Genomic DNA, 16,287 nt, shown 5'->3' with positions numbered 1-16,287 from the left:
TCGTTTCCATCGCGAGTGTTCGGGAAGTGGCACGCGGTTAGAGCATTTCCAGCAAAAGCGTGAAACGTCTACGCGGGGAAATCAGTTCACTGAACTGATTTCTTATCCGCTTCGATGCGTTGGATAATGCGATAAAACAAATAGTTAGAACGGTTCCGGCGATTCTGTTAGATCAGCAACCGCTCTAGCGCCAGCCCCTACTCCCAAGGTTCGATGACCTCTTCGGACCAACCAACCGGGACGAAACCCATTTTCTGGTAAAGCTGCAATGCGCGCGGGCTGTCGAGGGTATTGGTATGGATCGTCACCTTTTGCGGTCCATGCGCCCAGGCCGCTGAAATAGCTTCGCTTAGAAAGAACTTGCCCAGCCCCCGCCCCTGAAAATCATCAATGAGGCCGAAATAAAGGATTTCTGCGGTGGCGGGTAATGCCGACAGGTCCAATTCGACAAAGCCCGCCGGACATCCTTCCGCATAGAGAACGTGGATTTCGGTGGTGTCGGCGTGGATCGCAGCCGCAACCTGTGCGTCCGTCTGAACGCGCCGCATCATCCAGTGATGCTTGCGCCCCACCCGTTCATAGAGATAGCGGTAATAATGGACGGGCATGTCGCCCGCACGCATGATTGCCAGCCGGATACCGGAAGGTACCGGCACCGCGACTGCCTGACGGGCAGACATTTCCAGATGGGTGATGCGGGCAACCAGCTTTTCCGACATGCTTACTCGGCTTCACCAGTCACCACAGGCGTATCCTGCCTGCTGCCCCATTCACTCCAGGAGCCATCGTAAAGGCGGTTTTCGGTATGACCGAGCGATGTGAGGGCCAGCGTGATGACCGCAGCCGTTACGCCCGATCCACAGCTTGTAACAACCGGCCTGGAAAGATCGATCCCGGCCTCATCGAAAATCCTGCGCAGGCTGTCCAGATCCTTCAGTTCGCCGTGTTCGGACAGAGTCCCGACGGGAACGTTGCGTGCGCCGGGCATATGGCCGGATCGCATTCCGGCGCGCGGTTCCGCATCGCGGCCTGTGAACCGTCCGGCAGCACGTGCATCGGCGATCTGCGAACGCCGTTCGTCCACGATATCGCGCATTTCGGCGAAATCGACCAAAGCGTCCTTATTGAAGGATGGCGTGAAAAGCGTCGATGCAATCTTTGTGGCTTCACCGGTAACCGGATATCCGGCCTTTTTCCAGCCGTCAAAGCCGCCATCGAGCACAAAGACATTCTTCACGCCCATGACACGGAACATCCACCAGACCCGGGGCGCGGAAAACATGCCCGGCCCGTCATAGACAACGACTGTCTCGTCGGCTGTAATCCCCATGGCGCCGACATGCTGGGCAAAAAGCTCTGCCGATGGCAGAGTGTGCGGCAGACCGGATGCCTTGTCGGCGATCTTGTCCTGATCGAAGAAAACCGCGCCCGGAATATGCGCCGCGTTGTATTCTTCCTGTCCATTGCGCCCAGCAGCCGGAAGATACCAGGATGCATCGACAATCGCGATGCCCGGCTTGCCGAGCCGTTCTTTCAACCAGTCACGCGAAACGACGAAAGCGCTTTTATCAGCCATGACAATCACTCCCCTACGGCTCAGGATTCCGGCAAGGCGCCGAAACGAATGCGGAAACGGCGGTTTTCCTTGCCCTTCTTTTCGATCTTGCCGATGTGGATTTCACCCACTTCCTGCGTCTCGGAAACGTGTGTGCCGCCGCAAGGTTGCGAATCCACCACTCCGTTTTCACCAATAAGAACGAGGCGTATGCGACCGAGCCCCACCGGGGGGCGAACATTCTTCGACTTCACTATATCCGGATTGGCAAGAAACTCTTCATCGCTGATCCAGCGAATGGCGACAGCATCGTTGGCGTTCACCCGCTCCATGAGCTTTTCGGTCACGAATTCCTTGGTGTAAGTCGGATCGGGAAGATCGAAATCAACGCGGCTTTCGTCCTCGCCGACAGCGGCGCCGGTAATCGGGAAAGGGCAGACAACAGACAGCAGGTGACAGGCCGTATGCATGCGCATCAGCTTGTAGCGCCGGGGCCAGTCTACATGCAGCACCAGTTTTTCGCCGATTGCGGGTGCAGCCTGCCCCTCTGCCGGCACATGAATGAGTTCGTTCTTGTTTTCACCGGTAACGGTCGCCGCGATCTCTATACGAGAGCCGTCAGCGCGTTCGAAGAAGCCGATATCCCCCGGCTGACCGCCGGAGGTCGCGTAAAAATTGGTCTGGTCGAGAATAATCCCGCCCGTTTCGGTAATGGCGAGCACCGTGCCCTCCGCCGTTGAAAGATAGGAATCTTCGCGGAAAAGCGCTTCGGTCTCGTATGCCATGATTATCCCTCGAACGGTATGTCTATCTCGGTTTTCGTCTCCAGCCAGCCCGGTACGGGCAGGTTCTTGCCGCGCAGGAAAGCAGGATTGAACAGCTTGGACTGATAGCGATTACCATAGTCGCAAAGCACCGTCACAATTGTGTGGCCCGGACCGAGATCTTTTGCAAGCCGGATTGCGCCTGCAATATTGATGCCCGATGAACCGCCGAGGCAAAGCCCCTCATTTTCCACGAGATCGAATACGATATCGAGCGCTTCCGCATCGGAAAGACGATAGGAGAAATCGGGGGTGAAGCCTTCGAGATTGGCGGTGATACGCCCCTGCCCGATGCCTTCGGTAATCGAGTCGCCTTCGGCTTTCAGCTCGCCTGTCGTGTAAAAGGAATGAAGTGCAGCTCCATACGGATCGGCAAGTGCGATCTTGATATCGGCATTGTGGTCCTTCAGACCGAATGCCGTACCGACAAGCGTTCCGCCCGATCCGACTGCCGCGACAAACCCATCGACCCTGCCATTGGTATCGCGCCAGATTTCCTGTGCAGTGGTTTCGACATGAGCTTGCCGGTTGATTGGATTATCGAACTGATTGGCCCAGACAGCACCATTCGGCTCGCTTCTGGCGAGTTGTTCGGCCAGGCGTCCGGAGAGACGCACATAATTGTTCGGATTGCGATAGGGCGCGGCTGGAACTTCGATCAGTTCGGCGCCAAGCAGGCGCAAGGCGTCCTTCTTTTCCTGGCTCTGCGTTTCGGGAATAACGATGACAGTGCGATAGCCAAGCGCTTTTGCAACCATCGTGAGGCCAATGCCGGTATTGCCAGCCGTGCCTTCGACAATAACCCCGCCGGGTTTCAACAGCCCGCGCTTTTCCGCATCGCGAATAATATAGAGCGCTGCCCGGTCCTTCACCGACTGACCGGGATTGAGGAACTCGGCCTTGCCGTAAATTGCGCAGCCGGTCAGTTCGGAAGCCTTCTTCAAATGGATCAGTGGCGTATTGCCGATTGCGTCGAGCACCGATTGGAACATGGCATCCGTCCTTCCTGTTTCGCAGAGGAAACTATGAGGAACAGCTCTGCCCTTCAAGCAAGCAGGGAATATTTTTCCCCGCCATTACGCAAAGCGAAACCCGCTTCCCGGTCATAAATAGAAAAGCCGCCCGAAATGGGCGGCTTTTTGGAAAAATGTTTGAGAAGCGGAATTATGCCGCGCGCTGGCCGCCATTGCCGTTGGCATTGCGGCGCTTACGGCGGAACGGGCGCTTCGCTTTGGGAGCGGCTTCCGCCGTTGCGTGGGCGGCTCCGCGATGATCGCCAGCTTTCGGGGCTGCGCGGCGCGGTTTCTGTGGCGTTCCGCCTTTGCGATGGGTCTTCTGCGGGCGTTCGCCGGGAGTTGCCGCGCAGGGTGCCGGAGCCGGTGCAAGCTCCACAGGGGCATCCTTGATCGGAAGCTTGCTGCGCGTCACGCGCTCGACCGCTCGCAGCTTGGATTCCTCCGCCGCCGGATCGTAGAGCGTGATCGATGCGCCGCTGGCGCCATTGCGGCCAGTACGGCCAATGCGGTGCACATAGGTTTCTGGCTCGTCAGGCAGATCGTAGTTCACGACATGGCTGATACCCGGAACGTCAATGCCGCGTGCAGCAATGTCGGTTGCGATCAGAATTCGCAGCGATCCATCACGGAATCCGTTCAGCGCACGCTGGCGCGCATTTTGCGACTTGTTGCCGTGGATCGCAGCGACTTCGTAGCCATCCCGCTCCAGATGGCGCACCACTGCATCTGCACCGTGCTTGGTACGGGTGAAGACGATGACCGAACGCATGGCCTTGTCACCGAGCAGTGCGGAAAGAAGACGGCGCTTTTCCTTGGTGTGCACAGGATGCACGACCTGCGTGATTTCAGCAGCAGTCGTTCCCTGCGGAGCAACTTCGACGCGAACCGGGTCACGCAGCAGGCTTCCCGCCAACGATGCGATTTCCTTCGGCATGGTCGCCGAAAACAGCGCGGTCTGGCGTTCGGAATGGGTCGCCTTCGCGATGCGCTTCACATCGTTGATGAAACCCATATCGAGCATACGGTCCGCTTCGTCGAGAACAAGCCAACGCGTCTGCGAAAGGTCTACCAGACCGTCACGCATCAGATCAGTGAGACGGCCCGGCGTAGCGATCAGAACGTCGATGCCCGGCGCGATGCGCTTGATTTGCGACAGTTTGGAAACGCCGCCAAGAACAAGCGCGGTCGAGATATGCGCATGTTTGGAAACATTGCGGATCGTCTGTTCGATCTGCACGGCCAGTTCACGCGTCGGCGCGAGGATCAGCGCACGTGCGGTCTTGGGACGGCGCTTGTCGCCGAGCCCGATGATCTTCTGCAGGATAGGCAGGCTGAAAGCAGCGGTCTTGCCGGAGCCCGTCTGCGCAATGCCCAGAATATCGCGACCTTCAAGCTGATGCGGGATCGCCTGCAACTGGATCGGCTTTGGCTCGGTCATACCAGCGGCTTCAACGCCCTTGAGCAAAATGCCGGTAACGCCAAGAGCGGCAAAGCCGCCCGTAATTTCTTTTGTCAATTCAATCTCTCTCAGTGGCACCATGCTGTCATGGTCCACATCCAATGCCGGTCAAGCGCAACTTGCCGAACTCTATCTGTTCAATGATAACGACGGGACGCCGGAACTTTAAACTCCTGGCGACTTGCGCTGCCGTGCCCGAACATTTCTCGGGTCTCCCCGCCTCCGGACCATTCCGGAAGACAGAGGCGAGACGCAACAAGTCCAATGCCGGGAAAGCCGACGAACACGTCGGCCCATGCGCCTGCCCCGGCATATGGGGTGTTTTCGCCAGAAAAGCAACCGATTTTGCTTAAACCACCAAAATCAGATGATGAAGTCGGCAAGAACCTGATTGTCCGTAATGTCCTGATAAGCCCAGCCCGCCTCTGCGAACTTCTTTTCCAGAAGCTTGAAGTTAGACGCATTCTTCGTTTCGATGCCGATCAGGACCGAACCGAAATTGCGCGCCGACTTCTTCAGATATTCGAAACGGGCAATGTCATCCTCGGGCCCCAGCAGATCAAGGAACGAGCGAAGCGCGCCCGGCCTCTGCGGAAAACGGAAAATGAAATACTTCTTCAAACCTTCAAATCGAAGAGCACGTTCGCGAACATCCGGCAGGCGCTCAAAATCGAAATTACCGCCCGAAACGACAATGACGATCCGCTTGCCCTTGAGATCGCTCTTCTTGAAATCCTTGAGCGCATCGATGCCGAGTGCGCCGGCCGGTTCAAGGACGACACCTTCGATATTGAGCATCTCGATGATGGTCGCGCAAAGCCGGTTTTCCGGAACCGTTATGACAGTTTTCGGATCAAACCCTTTGAGAAGCTTGAAGTTTTCCTTGCCGATCTCAGCAACAGCCGCGCCATCGACGAAATTGTCGACATGGGCAAGCTTGATGCGCTTGCCTGCCTCAAGGCTGCCTTTCAGGCTCGCCGCGCCCTGTGGCTCGATAAAGCGGAAACTCGTCTTCCAGCCGCGATCCGAAACATATTGCGTAACGCCGCCGGACAGTCCCCCGCCACCCACGGGCAACAGGATAAAGTCAGGCTTCTTTTCGTCGGGCAATTGCCGTTCGATCTCCAGCGCCACCGTGGCCTGTCCTTCGACAATGCCGGGATGGTCGAAAGGTGGCACCATCACGCCCTTGTTGCTTGCTGCAAATTCCTGCGACGCGGCATAGCAAACGTCGAAAATATCGCCTACCAGCTTGATTTCGATGAATTCCCCGCCAAAAGCGCGGGTCTTGTCAATTTTCTGCTGCGGCGTTGTGACCGGCATGAACACGACGCCCTTGCGGCCAAAATGGCGGCAGACAAATGCAAAGCCCTGTGCGTGATTGCCTGCGGAAGCGCATACGAACACCACATTCTTGTCGGTCGTTTCGACAGCCTTGGAAATGAAATTGAAGGCGCCACGAATCTTGTAGGAACGGACAGGCGTCAGATCCTCACGCTTGAGCCAAATCTCCGCACCGTATTTCCGCGACAGGTAATCGTTAAGCTGCAACGGCGTTTCTGGAAACAGCGCGCGCATTGCCTTTTCGGCCTCGGATACGGATTTGACGAAGGCGGTCATTATTGGACTTTCTGCATTTCCAACGGAATTTTGCCCATCGCTACATGGCTTTGACCTCACAGACAAGGTTGAAGCCTTGCCGGATGCCAAATCAGCGATCTGGAGCAGGCATATATTCGGTAGCTCTAACTGTTGATGTTAACAGGCTTTGTGGCTTGAAATCGTGATACAAATCATGACATAGACAATGGCAATTGCTGCGGTCGTGGCGAAATTGGTATACGCAACGGACTTAAAATCCGTCGTCTTTTAGACTTGCGGGTTCAAGTCCCGCCGACCGCACCACCTCTGCTCACTGTTGTCGTTATCCATCGCTGGTACCTTTACCGGACGGTTAGACTCCATCAATAGAAAAAGACAATAAAATACAATTCACTAATTGAGATACATAACATAAAACATGAAAAGCCGCAGATCAGGTCTGCGGCTCCTCCATGCTTGAAACCTGATTAGCCGTGCAGTCTGGCGGTAATTTCCGCAACGCGCTTGCCCTGAAAATGGGCTCCCTCCAGCTCCTGCTCCGAAGGCTGGCGCGAACCGTCGCCATCGGCGGTCGTCGTCATTCCGTAGGGCGCACCGCCACGCACCACATCGTTACCCATCTGGCCCTGATAGGCATAGGAAAGCGGGACGATGATCATGCCGTGATGCTGCATCTGCCATTGCGTGGAAATCAGCGCGAGTTCCGCACCGCCATGTTGTGTGGCTGTGGAAACCATCACCGAGCCGACCTTATTGACGAGAGCGCCCTTTGCCCAAAGCCCGCCGGTCTGGTCGAGAAAGTTTTTCATCTGGGCTGCCATCATGCCGTAGCGGGTAGCAGTAGCGATGATGATGGCGTCGTAATCTACAAGTTCCGCCGGCGTAGCAATCGGCGCATCCTGATCCACCTTGTAGTGCGAGGCTTTTGCGACATCGGGCGGAACCAGTTCAGGCACCCGCTTGAGAGTGACCTCCGCGCCGCCTTCGCGCGCGCCTTCCACAGCGGCCTTGGCCATTTTCTCGGTATGACCATAGGCCGAATAATACAACACCAACACCTTAACCATGTGACTCTCCCTATCCCGGTTTGCGAGGCCCCGACCTCGAAAGCTTCAATTAGGGGAGCGGCCTCCTTTGGAAAGGCGCAACCGCAGCCAAACGAATGAAATGCTGAAATAAAGCAGTTGCAGCCTCGTCCTGCTGGCGCTTAACTGACGCTAGAAAATGGAGTCTGGATATGACCAACAATCCGCAGCAAGCCGTCAGGGCCGCGATGCTGGCAATTGGCGACGAGCTTCTCTCTGGCCGCACCAAGGATAAGAATATCGGGCATCTTGCCGATGTGCTCACAGCGGCCGGCATCGATCTGAAGGAAGTACGGATTGTTCCGGACGAGGAAGCGGCCATCGTAGACGCTCTCAATGCGCTGCGACCGCATTATGATTACGTCTTCACGTCAGGGGGGATAGGTCCCACCCATGACGATATCACTGCCGATGCTGTTTCGACGGCGTTCGGCGTACCTTGCATCTATGACGAGAAAGCCATGAGGCTGCTCGGTGATAATTACGCGAAGCGCGGGCTGGAATTTACCGACTCGCGCAAGCGCATGGCGCGCATGCCGCAAGGCTCGGAGCATATAGCGAATCCCATCTCAGCTGCTCCCGGCTTTCATATCGGCAATGTCTATGTGATGGCTGGCGTACCCTCCGTGTTTCAGGCGATGCTCGACAACGTACTGCCCACGCTGAAGACCGGACGGAAGCTTCTGTCGAAATCCGTGCGCTGTCCCTTTGGCGAAGGCGTGATCGGTGCGCCCCTGACCGAAATCCAGAAAGAAAACCCGGATACGATCATCGGTTCCTACCCGAAATTCGAGAACGGGCGCTTCAGCACCGAACTTGTCGTCCGGGGCAGCGATCCTGTGAAAATTGATACGGCGATCGACGCAATCGAGAAAATGATCTCTTCACTCGAAAAGATGGGCGCTGCTTGATCGCCTGCAACCTTTTGCCTGCGCAACTCGTTGCATTATATGCTAAAATAGATACACAGCCGGAAGGAGTTCTGTCATGTCCTACAAGACGGTGGTTGCCTATTCTCGCAGTGAATCCGAGTTGAAGCGGGTTTTGTCCGCCGTTGGACTTTTGAAGCAGAAGCTGCCCGATATTCATGTCATCGGGCTGTATGCCACTCCTTCGCCCATCGTCTATGCCGACCCGAACGGCTTCATCGATCCCGGAATGTTCGAACTGCATGACAAGCAGCACAAGGAACTCTCCGAAAGATTGAAACATGTCTTTGAAGAGGAAATGCGCCGTCAGGGCACCAATTATGAGTATCGCATCACGCGCTCGGAAACGGGCACAGCCGCAGACGGTGTGCTGACGGCTTGTCTTGGCGCGGAATTGCTGATCGCCGGACAACCGGACCCGGACGATCCGGCCACCAACGACGAGACCGCCGATACCATCGTTTTCAATTCAAGCTGCCCTGTTCTGCTCGTACCCTATGCACCGGTGCTGCCTATGGTTTCACTGGATCGTATTGTCGTCGCCTTCAACGGCAAGCGTGAAGCCGCCCGCGCTGCCTTCGACGCCCTGCCCCTGATGAAACATGCGGACAGGACGGAAATCGTTTGGGTTGATCCACCGGAAATCGAAGGCGAGGATCAGGCGCTGGCAAGTCACGATATCGCAGAATCAATTTCGCGCCACGGCATCGAAGTAACGCCGACGGCAATCGCCTCTAACGGACGCTACGCCCAGGATGCTTTGCGGGAGCACATTATTGCGCAACGTTCCGATCTTCTCGTGATGGGCGCCTATAGTCATTCAAGGTTGCGAGAACTGGTCTTTGGCGGCGTGACGCGCTCCATGTTGAACGAATTGCCAATCCTCACACTTTTCTCGCGTTAAAAGTCATGGCTGAGGACCAGTTTGGTCGTTCAGCCCCCATGTGATCGCACGACACGCTTGCAAGAACGCCATTTTTGCGGTTATCAGCATCACCCGGCGCTGACTGTGCCGGGTGGAGAGCCTTTTCCTTACTCGCCGCCTGCCTAAATTGGCGCGGGTGGAAAAGCCGCAGATCCTGACAGTTACAGCGCTTGGCAACCGTCACAGCGCATTTTTGGTTTTAAAAGGTCCGGAGAACAAACTCCGGATCGTTCCACGGAGCGTTTCGATGTCCTTGCCAGATAAAGCCTTTCCCGTTTCCTGGGACCAGTTCCACCGCGATGCCCGCGCCCTCGCCTGGCGGATCGCCGGCATGAACCGCGATTGGCACGCAATTGTTGCCATTACGCGTGGCGGACTGGTTCCAGCGGCCATCGTTTGCCGCGAACTCGGCATTCGCCTCATCGAAACCGTCTGCATCGCCTCCTATCATGACTACACATCGCAAGGAGACATGCAGATTCTCAAGGGCGTAAGCGAAACGCTTCTTGAAAATGGCGGTGAAGGCGTCATCGTCGTCGACGATCTGACCGATACGGGCAAGACTGCCGCCATCGTTCGCGAAATGATGCCGAAGGCCCATTTTGCAACCGTTTATGCCAAGCCGAAAGGCCGCCCGCTGATCGATACCTTCGTGACGGAAGTATCGCAGGACACCTGGATCTACTTCCCGTGGGATATGGGCTTCACCTATCAGGAACCGATTGCAGGCGGAAAGCGCGGCTAAATCCGGAGAGAACTTGCCCTAAATCCATAGGGATTCCACTTCTGCTGGAACTGGTGGCTTTCCGCTTTGCCGGGTCATAACGCTACCAAACGAAAATAAACGAATGCGATTGCGGTGATATTTCCGCCGCAATCGCACTTTATAGAAACCCCACCGAAATAACGCCGACCAAGGGCGAAATGCCTTTCCTAAGCTGCTATCCCATCTCGTAATTTCAGTAATGCCTTTAAATTAAAAGATTTTTTGGAACATTTTCGAAGGTTCGCAGTCTAAGTAATCAGTTGTTATTTTGGCGAATCGGATCATGCTATAAAGAAAGAGGGGATTTTCGCGGTGAAGTCGCAAGCCAAACAACTTATTGCAACCGAAAAGCGTATTCTTACGCCTTCGGGTCGTTTGCAGCAGGTTGCAGCACTTGTGCATCGTCGCGACATGGGCGCACTCAAGGTTCTCGTCATCACGAGCCGCGGCACAGGGCGATGGATCATTCCCAAGGGCTGGCCGCAAGTGGGTCGTACCCTTGCAGAAACCGCTCTTCGCGAAGCCTATGAAGAAGCTGGCATTCGCGGCGAAGTCTCTCCAATACCGATTGGCAGTTTTTGCTACTGCAAGACGGACCTGCCGCCCGAGCGCATAAACCAGTTCGTGGCTGCGGTATTTGCCGTGCAATTCACAGGTCAGGAAAAAGACTGGCCTGAGCGGGACCAACGCATCAGCGAGTGGGTATCGCCGCAGGAAGCTGCACGTCGTGTCGAAGAAAGTGAATTGAAGCAGATTCTGAACCAGTTTGGTGATTCGGGAATAGCGGCGGCCGCCGAGTAGGCAGCTAGCCGCCCCGCCACCGCAATTTGTCCCGGCTTGCGACCTATTTGCCGGGATTTCCCCTTTCTATAGAAAATCCTACCGAAATTGCTCCAGGAAGCGCCACGAGAAGGCGAGGTTCCAGGCCCCTTCGTTCTCTAGCCGGCTTGTTTCTTAAAACTGTCGCTTCTCCCCGTTATCCACATTTGCCCCAACTGGTTACGCACAATATCTAGATGCTGGAGCGTTGCAGCAAACCATTGCTTGACGCTCGAAGCCGAGTCGTTTTTTATGAGACTATCGTTGCGTAAGTAGCGTGGTCGGGCGTTGTAAATCCGTCGATCTTTTTTCGGTCAAGTTGAGTATCGAACGAGCGTCGCGCTTTGGAAGTGTGTTTTTCGCTCGGTGCTTTCTTGCGCCCGTATTCTGGGCATTCCGGTCTTTGGAGAAGCAGATGCAGCGTCGGAAAGAAACAGCGTTAACACTAGATTTAGTATTTGCGCTCACACTCCTTACAAGATAATGTATTTTTCGTTCTGCTGATTTTTAATCGCGAATAGCGTTAGCAAGGTTGCAATCAAGCTCCCCTGAGGCGTTTTTTTCGTGGGATTGAAAGAGGCGGAAGCGGATTTCCGGGAGCTTTCTCCCCAACAAGACGCTCCTCCCCGCAGAAGAGCTGTTTTGACAGAGACGCGATACAGACAGGCCGTGGCTGAAAACCGTCACTAAAGCTACTATATATAGAACGTTTGGATGGGACAGATGAAGATCGAACGCCGTTTCACGAAAGAGAATCAGTCGGCCTATGCGGACATCGCGTTCCGGACTGCGACCAGCGAGATCAAGAATCCCGATGGGTCCATCGTATTCCGCCTCGAGAACATCAATGTGCCCGCGCAGTTCAGCCAGGTGGCCGCTGACATTCTCGCCCAGAAGTATTTTCGCAAGGCCGGCGTCCCCGCACAGCTGAAAAAGGTTGAGGAAAACGACGTCCCTTCATGGCTCTGGCGCTCGGTCGCCGATGAGGAAGCACTCGCCAAGCTGCCGGAAAACGAACGCTATGGCTCCGAGATGGATGCCTGCCAGGTTTTCGACCGTCTCGCAGGCACCTGGACCTACTGGGGCTGGAAAGGCGGCTATTTCGCCTCCGAAGAAGATGCCCTCGCCTTCCGGGACGAGCTTGCCTATATGCTCGCAACGCAGCGCGTGGCGCCAAACAGCCCGCAATGGTTCAACACCGGCCTCCACTGGGCCTATGGCATCGATGGTCCCGGCCAGGGCCATTTTTACGTCGACTGGCAGACTGGCAAGCTGACCAAGTCCAAGTCGGCCTACGAACATCCGCAGCCACATGCCTGCTTCATCCAGTCCGTCGGCGACGATCTGGTCAATGAAGGCGGCATCATGGACCTTTGGGTCCGCGAGGCGCGCCTGTTCAAATATGGTTCGGGCACCGGTTCCAACTTCTCTTATCTGCGCGGCGAAGGTGAAAAGCTTTCTGGCGGCGGCAAGTCCTCCGGCCTCATGAGCTTCCTGAAGATCGGCGACCGCGCTGCGGGCGCCATCAAGTCCGGCGGCACGACCCGCCGTGCCGCCAAGATGGTCGTTGTCGATATCGATCACCCGGATATCGAGGAATATATCGACTGGAAGGTGAAGGAGGAGCAGAAGGTTGCTTCGCTCGTCACCGGCTCCAAGATCGTCAAGCAGCATCTGACGGCCATCATGAAGGCTTGCGTCAATTGCGAAGCCGGGTCTGAAGCGACTCGGGACGATTGCTTCGACCCGGCGAAGAACCCTGCCCTGAAGCGTGAAATCCGGGCCGCGAAGAAGAACCAGGTCCCGGAAAACTACGTCAAGCGCGTGATCCAGTTCGCACGTCAGGGCTACACCGACATTCAGTTCAAGACCTACGATACTGATTGGGATTCGGAAGCCTACCTCACCGTTTCGGGCCAGAACTCCAACAACTCCGTCTCGCTGAAGGACGAATTCCTGCGCGCTGTCGAAAATGACGGTGACTGGAACCTCACCGCACGCCGCGACGGTCGCGTCATGAAGACGCTCAAGGCGCGCGACCTTTGGGAAAAGATCGGTTACGCCGCCTGGGCGTCCGCCGATCCGGGCCTGCACTACAACACGACCATGAACGACTGGCACACCTGCCCGACGGCTGGTCCTATCCGCGCCTCCAATCCGTGCTCGGAATATATGTTCCTCGATGATACGGCCTGCAATCTGGCGTCGATCAACTTGCTCACCTATCGCAACAAGGACGGTTCGTTCGACATTGCAGCTTACGAGCACACGGCGCGCCTGTGGACCATCGTTCTCGAAATCTCGGTAATGATGGCGCAGTTCCCGTCCAAGGAAATCGCCCGCCTCTCCTATGAATACCGCACGCTCGGCCTCGGCTATGCCAATATTGGCGGCCTGCTGATGACTTCCGGCATTCCTTATGACTCCGACGAAGGCCGCGCTATTTGCGGTGCGCTGACGGCGATCATGACCGGCGTGGCCTATGCGACCTCCGCCGAAATGGCGAAGGAACTGGGCACCTTCCCGAGCTACGAGCCGAACGCACAGCACATGCTGCGCGTCATTCGCAACCATCGCCGCGCCGCACATGGTGAAACCCAAGGTTATGAAGGCCTCGCCGTCAACCCGGTCGCGCTGATTGCCGAAGATTGCCCGGATCAGGATATGATCGTCCATGCTCGTGCGGCCTGGGACAAGGCGCTGGAACTGGGCGAAAAGCATGGCTATCGCAATGCACAGGCAACCGTTATTGCGCCGACCGGCACAATCGGCCTCGTCATGGATTGCGACACAACCGGCATCGAACCGGACTTCGCTCTGGTGAAGTTCAAGAAGCTTGCCGGTGGCGGCTACTTCAAGATCATCAACCGCGCCGTGCCGGAAGCACTCCGCACGCTCGGCTACTCGGAAAGCCAGATTGCCGAAATCGAAGCCTATGCTGTCGGCCACGGCAACATCAATCAGGCGCCTGGCATCAATCCCTCTTCCCTGAAGTCCAAGGGCTTCACCGATGAGAAGATCGAAGCCCTGAATGCGGCTCTCAAGAGTGCGTTCGACATCAAGTTCGCTTTCAACAAGTGGACGCTGGGCGAAGATTTCTGCAAGGATGTGCTGAAGCTCACGGACGAGCAGCTCAATGATTTCTCGTTCGAAATGCTGCCTGCGCTTGGCTTTACCCGCAAGGAAATCGAAGCTGCCAACATTCATGTTTGCGGCGCGATGACCCTCGAAGGCGCTCCCTTCCTGAAGGAAGAACACTACGCCGTGTTCGATTGCGCCAATCCATGCGGCAAGATCGGCAAGCGTTATCTCTCGGTGGATAGCCACATCCGTATGATGGCTGCCGCGCAGCCGTTCATTTCGGGCGCGATCTCCAAGACGATCAATATGCCGAACGATGCAACCGTCGAAGACTGCAAAGACGCATACATGCTTTCATGGAAGCTGGCGCTCAAGGCCAACGCGCTTTATCGTGATGGCTCCAAGCTCTCCCAGCCGCTCAACGCCTCGCTGATCGCGGACGATGAGGATGAAGACGACGCAATCGAGGCATTGATTGAAGCACCGGCAGCCGCTCGTGCCGTTCAGGTTACCGAACGCATCGTCGAGAAGGTTGTCGAGAAGATCGTCCACGAACGCGAAAAGCTGCCGAACCGTCGTCAGGGTTATACCCAGAAGGCAGTCGTCGGCGGACACAAGGTCTATCTGCGCACTGGCGAATTCGGCGACGGACGTCTCGGCGAGATCTTCATCGACATGCACAAGGAAGGCGCCGCCTTCCGCGCAATGATGAACAACTTCGCCATCGCCGTTTCCCTCGGCCTGCAGTATGGCGTGCCGCTTGAAGAATATGTGGAGGCTTTCACTTTCACGAAATTCGAACCAGCCGGCATGGTTATCGGCAACGATGCCATCAAGACCGCGACGTCGATCATCGATTATGTCTTCCGTGAACTGGCTGTGTCCTATCTCGGTCGCAATGACCTCGCCCATGTCGATACGAGCGATTTCGGCAATACGGCGTTGGGCAAAGGCATCAAGGAAGGCAAGACCAATCTGGTTTCCACCGGTTGGACGCGTGGATATAAGCCCACGCTCGTGACGAATTCGAACAACGAAGCCAAGGGATCGACGAGTTCTGCGCCGCAGGCCTCCAACGTCACCACCTTGAAGTCGACCACTCCGGCGGGTAATCGCCCGGCAACAATCGGCTTGGTCACGGATGGCGCAACGGCTTTCAAACGCGAATTCGAGGAACAGCCTGCACCGGCGCAACAGCAGGACAGCACATCGGCAACGGAGCTGTTCTCTGACAAGGCCGCCGCAGATGCTGCCTCGGCCCGTGCGGAAAGCGCAAATGCCGCCAAGAAGCTGGAAGCTGATCGCCGCATCAAATCGATGATGCAGGGCTATACGGGCGACAGCTGCACCGAGTGCCAGAACTTCACCATGGTTCGCAACGGCACCTGCCTGAAGTGCGACACTTGCGGCGCAACGAGCGGCTGCAGCTAAAGGTCGTCGGTAAAAACAGTAATACTGAAAGCCCGCCTCGCGCGGGCTTTTGTTTGTCGAATGGTAGCGGGGATAGATATTCCGCCGTAGGCAGAGCTGTAACTCTTGGCAGATTGCAATGAATTTTGGAACGAAGGAGCAATTTCAGCGTTTGGATTGAATAACCGGAACGTATAAAGGAGATAGTTATGTTCAGAACTACACTTCTGACGACGACCTGTGCTTTGCTGATCGGCGGATCGGCTTTCGCCCAAACAGCAACTCCCTCGCCTGCTCCGGCAGAAGCGCCCGCAACCACGCAAGACATGCCGGTTTCATCCAAGGACATGTTCGGCAAGCCCATAACGGGCGAAGCGGGCAAGGTCGGCTTTGTGGAACCGAAAGAAGGGCAGTTGCTTGTTTCGTCCTTCATCGGGCGAAGCGTTTATGAAAGCGATGCGCCTGACGCACAGTCAGTGGGCAAACTGAATGACCTGATCGCCAGCCCCGATGGTCAGATCGAAGCGGCCATTATCGGTGTCGGCGGTTTCCTCGGTGTTGGTGAAAAGGACGTCGCGGTCAGCCCTGACCAACTTCAGCTTGCTACGCGCAGTGACGGAAAAACGTGGCTGGTCATCAAGGCCAACAAGCAGCAGCTGAATGACGCACCGGCCTTCGACCGTTCAAAATTCTTTGCTGATGGTGTCGCGGATCCATCTGCGGCAACGGAGACCAACGCGCCAGCGACTGACACTCCCGCAAGCGGGACCGCGCCTGCGCCAGCCTCCCCGGCACCCGCTCAGTAGAGCTGGCAAA

13 protein-coding genes and 1 tRNA gene are annotated in these 16,287 nt (G+C 56.3%); 7 read left to right on the top strand and 7 right to left on the bottom strand.

Annotated elements, in window-relative coordinates:
- Positions 1 to 197: 197 nt before the first annotated feature.
- The 6 genes from ACS5UA_RS03140 to ilvA form a co-directional block, all read right to left on the bottom strand.
- On the bottom strand, positions 198 to 719 hold the full coding sequence (locus tag ACS5UA_RS03140; RefSeq protein ID WP_021585144.1) for a GNAT family N-acetyltransferase: 522 nt from the start codon (positions 717 to 719) through the stop codon (positions 198 to 200).
- Positions 720 to 721: 2 nt separating this feature from the next.
- Positions 722 to 1,576, bottom strand: coding sequence for a 3-mercaptopyruvate sulfurtransferase (sseA, locus tag ACS5UA_RS03135; RefSeq protein WP_021585145.1), 855 nt, complete (start codon positions 1,574 to 1,576; stop codon positions 722 to 724).
- A 20-nt stretch (positions 1,577 to 1,596) separates the two neighbouring features.
- Entirely contained in the window at positions 1,597 to 2,340 is a 744-nt protein-coding gene (locus tag ACS5UA_RS03130; protein WP_021585146.1) for an alanyl-tRNA editing protein, read from the bottom strand.
- 2 nt (positions 2,341 to 2,342) lie between these two features.
- Positions 2,343 to 3,371, bottom strand: a complete 1,029-nt coding sequence (locus ACS5UA_RS03125; RefSeq protein ID WP_021585147.1) for a cysteine synthase A — start codon at positions 3,369 to 3,371, stop codon at positions 2,343 to 2,345.
- Between the two features lie 172 nt (positions 3,372 to 3,543).
- A complete protein-coding gene (locus ACS5UA_RS03120) occupies positions 3,544 to 4,935 on the bottom strand; it encodes a DEAD/DEAH box helicase (RefSeq protein WP_443101134.1) in 1,392 nt (463 codons plus the stop codon).
- A gap of 282 nt (positions 4,936 to 5,217) precedes the next feature.
- Complete coding sequence (gene ilvA / locus ACS5UA_RS03115; RefSeq protein WP_025089526.1) at positions 5,218 to 6,477, bottom strand: threonine ammonia-lyase IlvA; 1,260 nt, start codon at positions 6,475 to 6,477, stop codon at positions 5,218 to 5,220.
- 196 nt (positions 6,478 to 6,673) lie between these two features.
- Here ilvA and ACS5UA_RS03110 point away from each other — a divergent pair.
- Positions 6,674 to 6,759 (top strand) — tRNA-Leu (locus tag ACS5UA_RS03110).
- 164 nt (positions 6,760 to 6,923) lie between these two features.
- On the opposite strand, the gene wrbA is transcribed toward ACS5UA_RS03110, so the two are convergent.
- The gene (wrbA, locus tag ACS5UA_RS03105) at positions 6,924 to 7,523 is read right to left on the bottom strand and encodes an NAD(P)H:quinone oxidoreductase type IV (RefSeq protein WP_021585150.1); all 600 of its coding nucleotides are present in this window, start codon (positions 7,521 to 7,523) and stop codon (positions 6,924 to 6,926) included.
- 170 nt (positions 7,524 to 7,693) lie between these two features.
- On the opposite strand from wrbA, the gene ACS5UA_RS03100 reads away from it, so the two are divergent.
- From ACS5UA_RS03100 to ACS5UA_RS03075, 6 genes are all read left to right on the top strand, one after another.
- Positions 7,694 to 8,452, top strand: a complete 759-nt coding sequence (locus ACS5UA_RS03100; protein ID WP_021585151.1) for a competence/damage-inducible protein A — start codon at positions 7,694 to 7,696, stop codon at positions 8,450 to 8,452.
- Positions 8,453 to 8,528: 76 nt separating this feature from the next.
- Positions 8,529 to 9,374: a universal stress protein gene (locus ACS5UA_RS03095; protein WP_006466834.1), complete on the top strand. Its 846-nt coding sequence runs from the start codon at positions 8,529 to 8,531 to the stop codon at positions 9,372 to 9,374.
- A gap of 268 nt (positions 9,375 to 9,642) precedes the next feature.
- Complete coding sequence (gpt, locus tag ACS5UA_RS03090) at positions 9,643 to 10,140, top strand: xanthine phosphoribosyltransferase (protein WP_006470476.1); 498 nt, start codon at positions 9,643 to 9,645, stop codon at positions 10,138 to 10,140.
- 333 nt (positions 10,141 to 10,473) lie between these two features.
- Positions 10,474 to 10,962 carry an NUDIX hydrolase gene (locus ACS5UA_RS03085; protein ID WP_021585152.1) on the top strand — a complete coding sequence of 163 codons (489 nt, stop codon included), beginning with the start codon at positions 10,474 to 10,476 and terminating at the stop codon, positions 10,960 to 10,962.
- A gap of 741 nt (positions 10,963 to 11,703) precedes the next feature.
- On the top strand, positions 11,704 to 15,492 hold the full coding sequence (locus tag ACS5UA_RS03080; protein WP_025089525.1) for a vitamin B12-dependent ribonucleotide reductase: 3,789 nt from the start codon (positions 11,704 to 11,706) through the stop codon (positions 15,490 to 15,492).
- Positions 15,493 to 15,680: 188 nt separating this feature from the next.
- Positions 15,681 to 16,277: a PRC-barrel domain-containing protein gene (locus tag ACS5UA_RS03075; RefSeq protein WP_006466849.1), complete on the top strand. Its 597-nt coding sequence runs from the start codon at positions 15,681 to 15,683 to the stop codon at positions 16,275 to 16,277.
- Positions 16,278 to 16,287 lie beyond the last annotated feature (10 nt).

Source organism: Brucella sp. RRSP16, from assembly GCF_052246815.1.
GTDB lineage: Bacteria > Pseudomonadota > Alphaproteobacteria > Rhizobiales > Rhizobiaceae > Brucella > Brucella intermedia.
This window is presented reverse-complemented; position numbering and strand designations above follow the sequence as displayed.

Coding starts and splice junctions, on each gene's coding strand:
- gpt (WP_006470476.1), top strand. CDS start 9,643: ATGTCCTTGCCAGATAAAGCCTTTCCCGTTTCCTGGGACCAGTTCCAC.
- ACS5UA_RS03140 (WP_021585144.1), bottom strand. CDS start 719: ATGTCGGAAAAGCTGGTTGCCCGCATCACCCATCTGGAAATGTCTGCC.
- sseA (WP_021585145.1), bottom strand. CDS start 1,576: ATGGCTGATAAAAGCGCTTTCGTCGTTTCGCGTGACTGGTTGAAAGAA.
- ACS5UA_RS03130 (WP_021585146.1), bottom strand. CDS start 2,340: ATGGCATACGAGACCGAAGCGCTTTTCCGCGAAGATTCCTATCTTTCA.
- ACS5UA_RS03120 (WP_443101134.1), bottom strand. CDS start 4,935: ATGGTGCCACTGAGAGAGATTGAATTGACAAAAGAAATTACGGGCGGC.
- ACS5UA_RS03075 (WP_006466849.1), top strand. CDS start 15,681: ATGTTCAGAACTACACTTCTGACGACGACCTGTGCTTTGCTGATCGGC.
- wrbA (WP_021585150.1), bottom strand. CDS start 7,523: ATGGTTAAGGTGTTGGTGTTGTATTATTCGGCCTATGGTCATACCGAG.
- ACS5UA_RS03095 (WP_006466834.1), top strand. CDS start 8,529: ATGTCCTACAAGACGGTGGTTGCCTATTCTCGCAGTGAATCCGAGTTG.
- ACS5UA_RS03080 (WP_025089525.1), top strand. CDS start 11,704: ATGAAGATCGAACGCCGTTTCACGAAAGAGAATCAGTCGGCCTATGCG.
- ACS5UA_RS03100 (WP_021585151.1), top strand. CDS start 7,694: ATGACCAACAATCCGCAGCAAGCCGTCAGGGCCGCGATGCTGGCAATT.
- ACS5UA_RS03125 (WP_021585147.1), bottom strand. CDS start 3,371: ATGTTCCAATCGGTGCTCGACGCAATCGGCAATACGCCACTGATCCAT.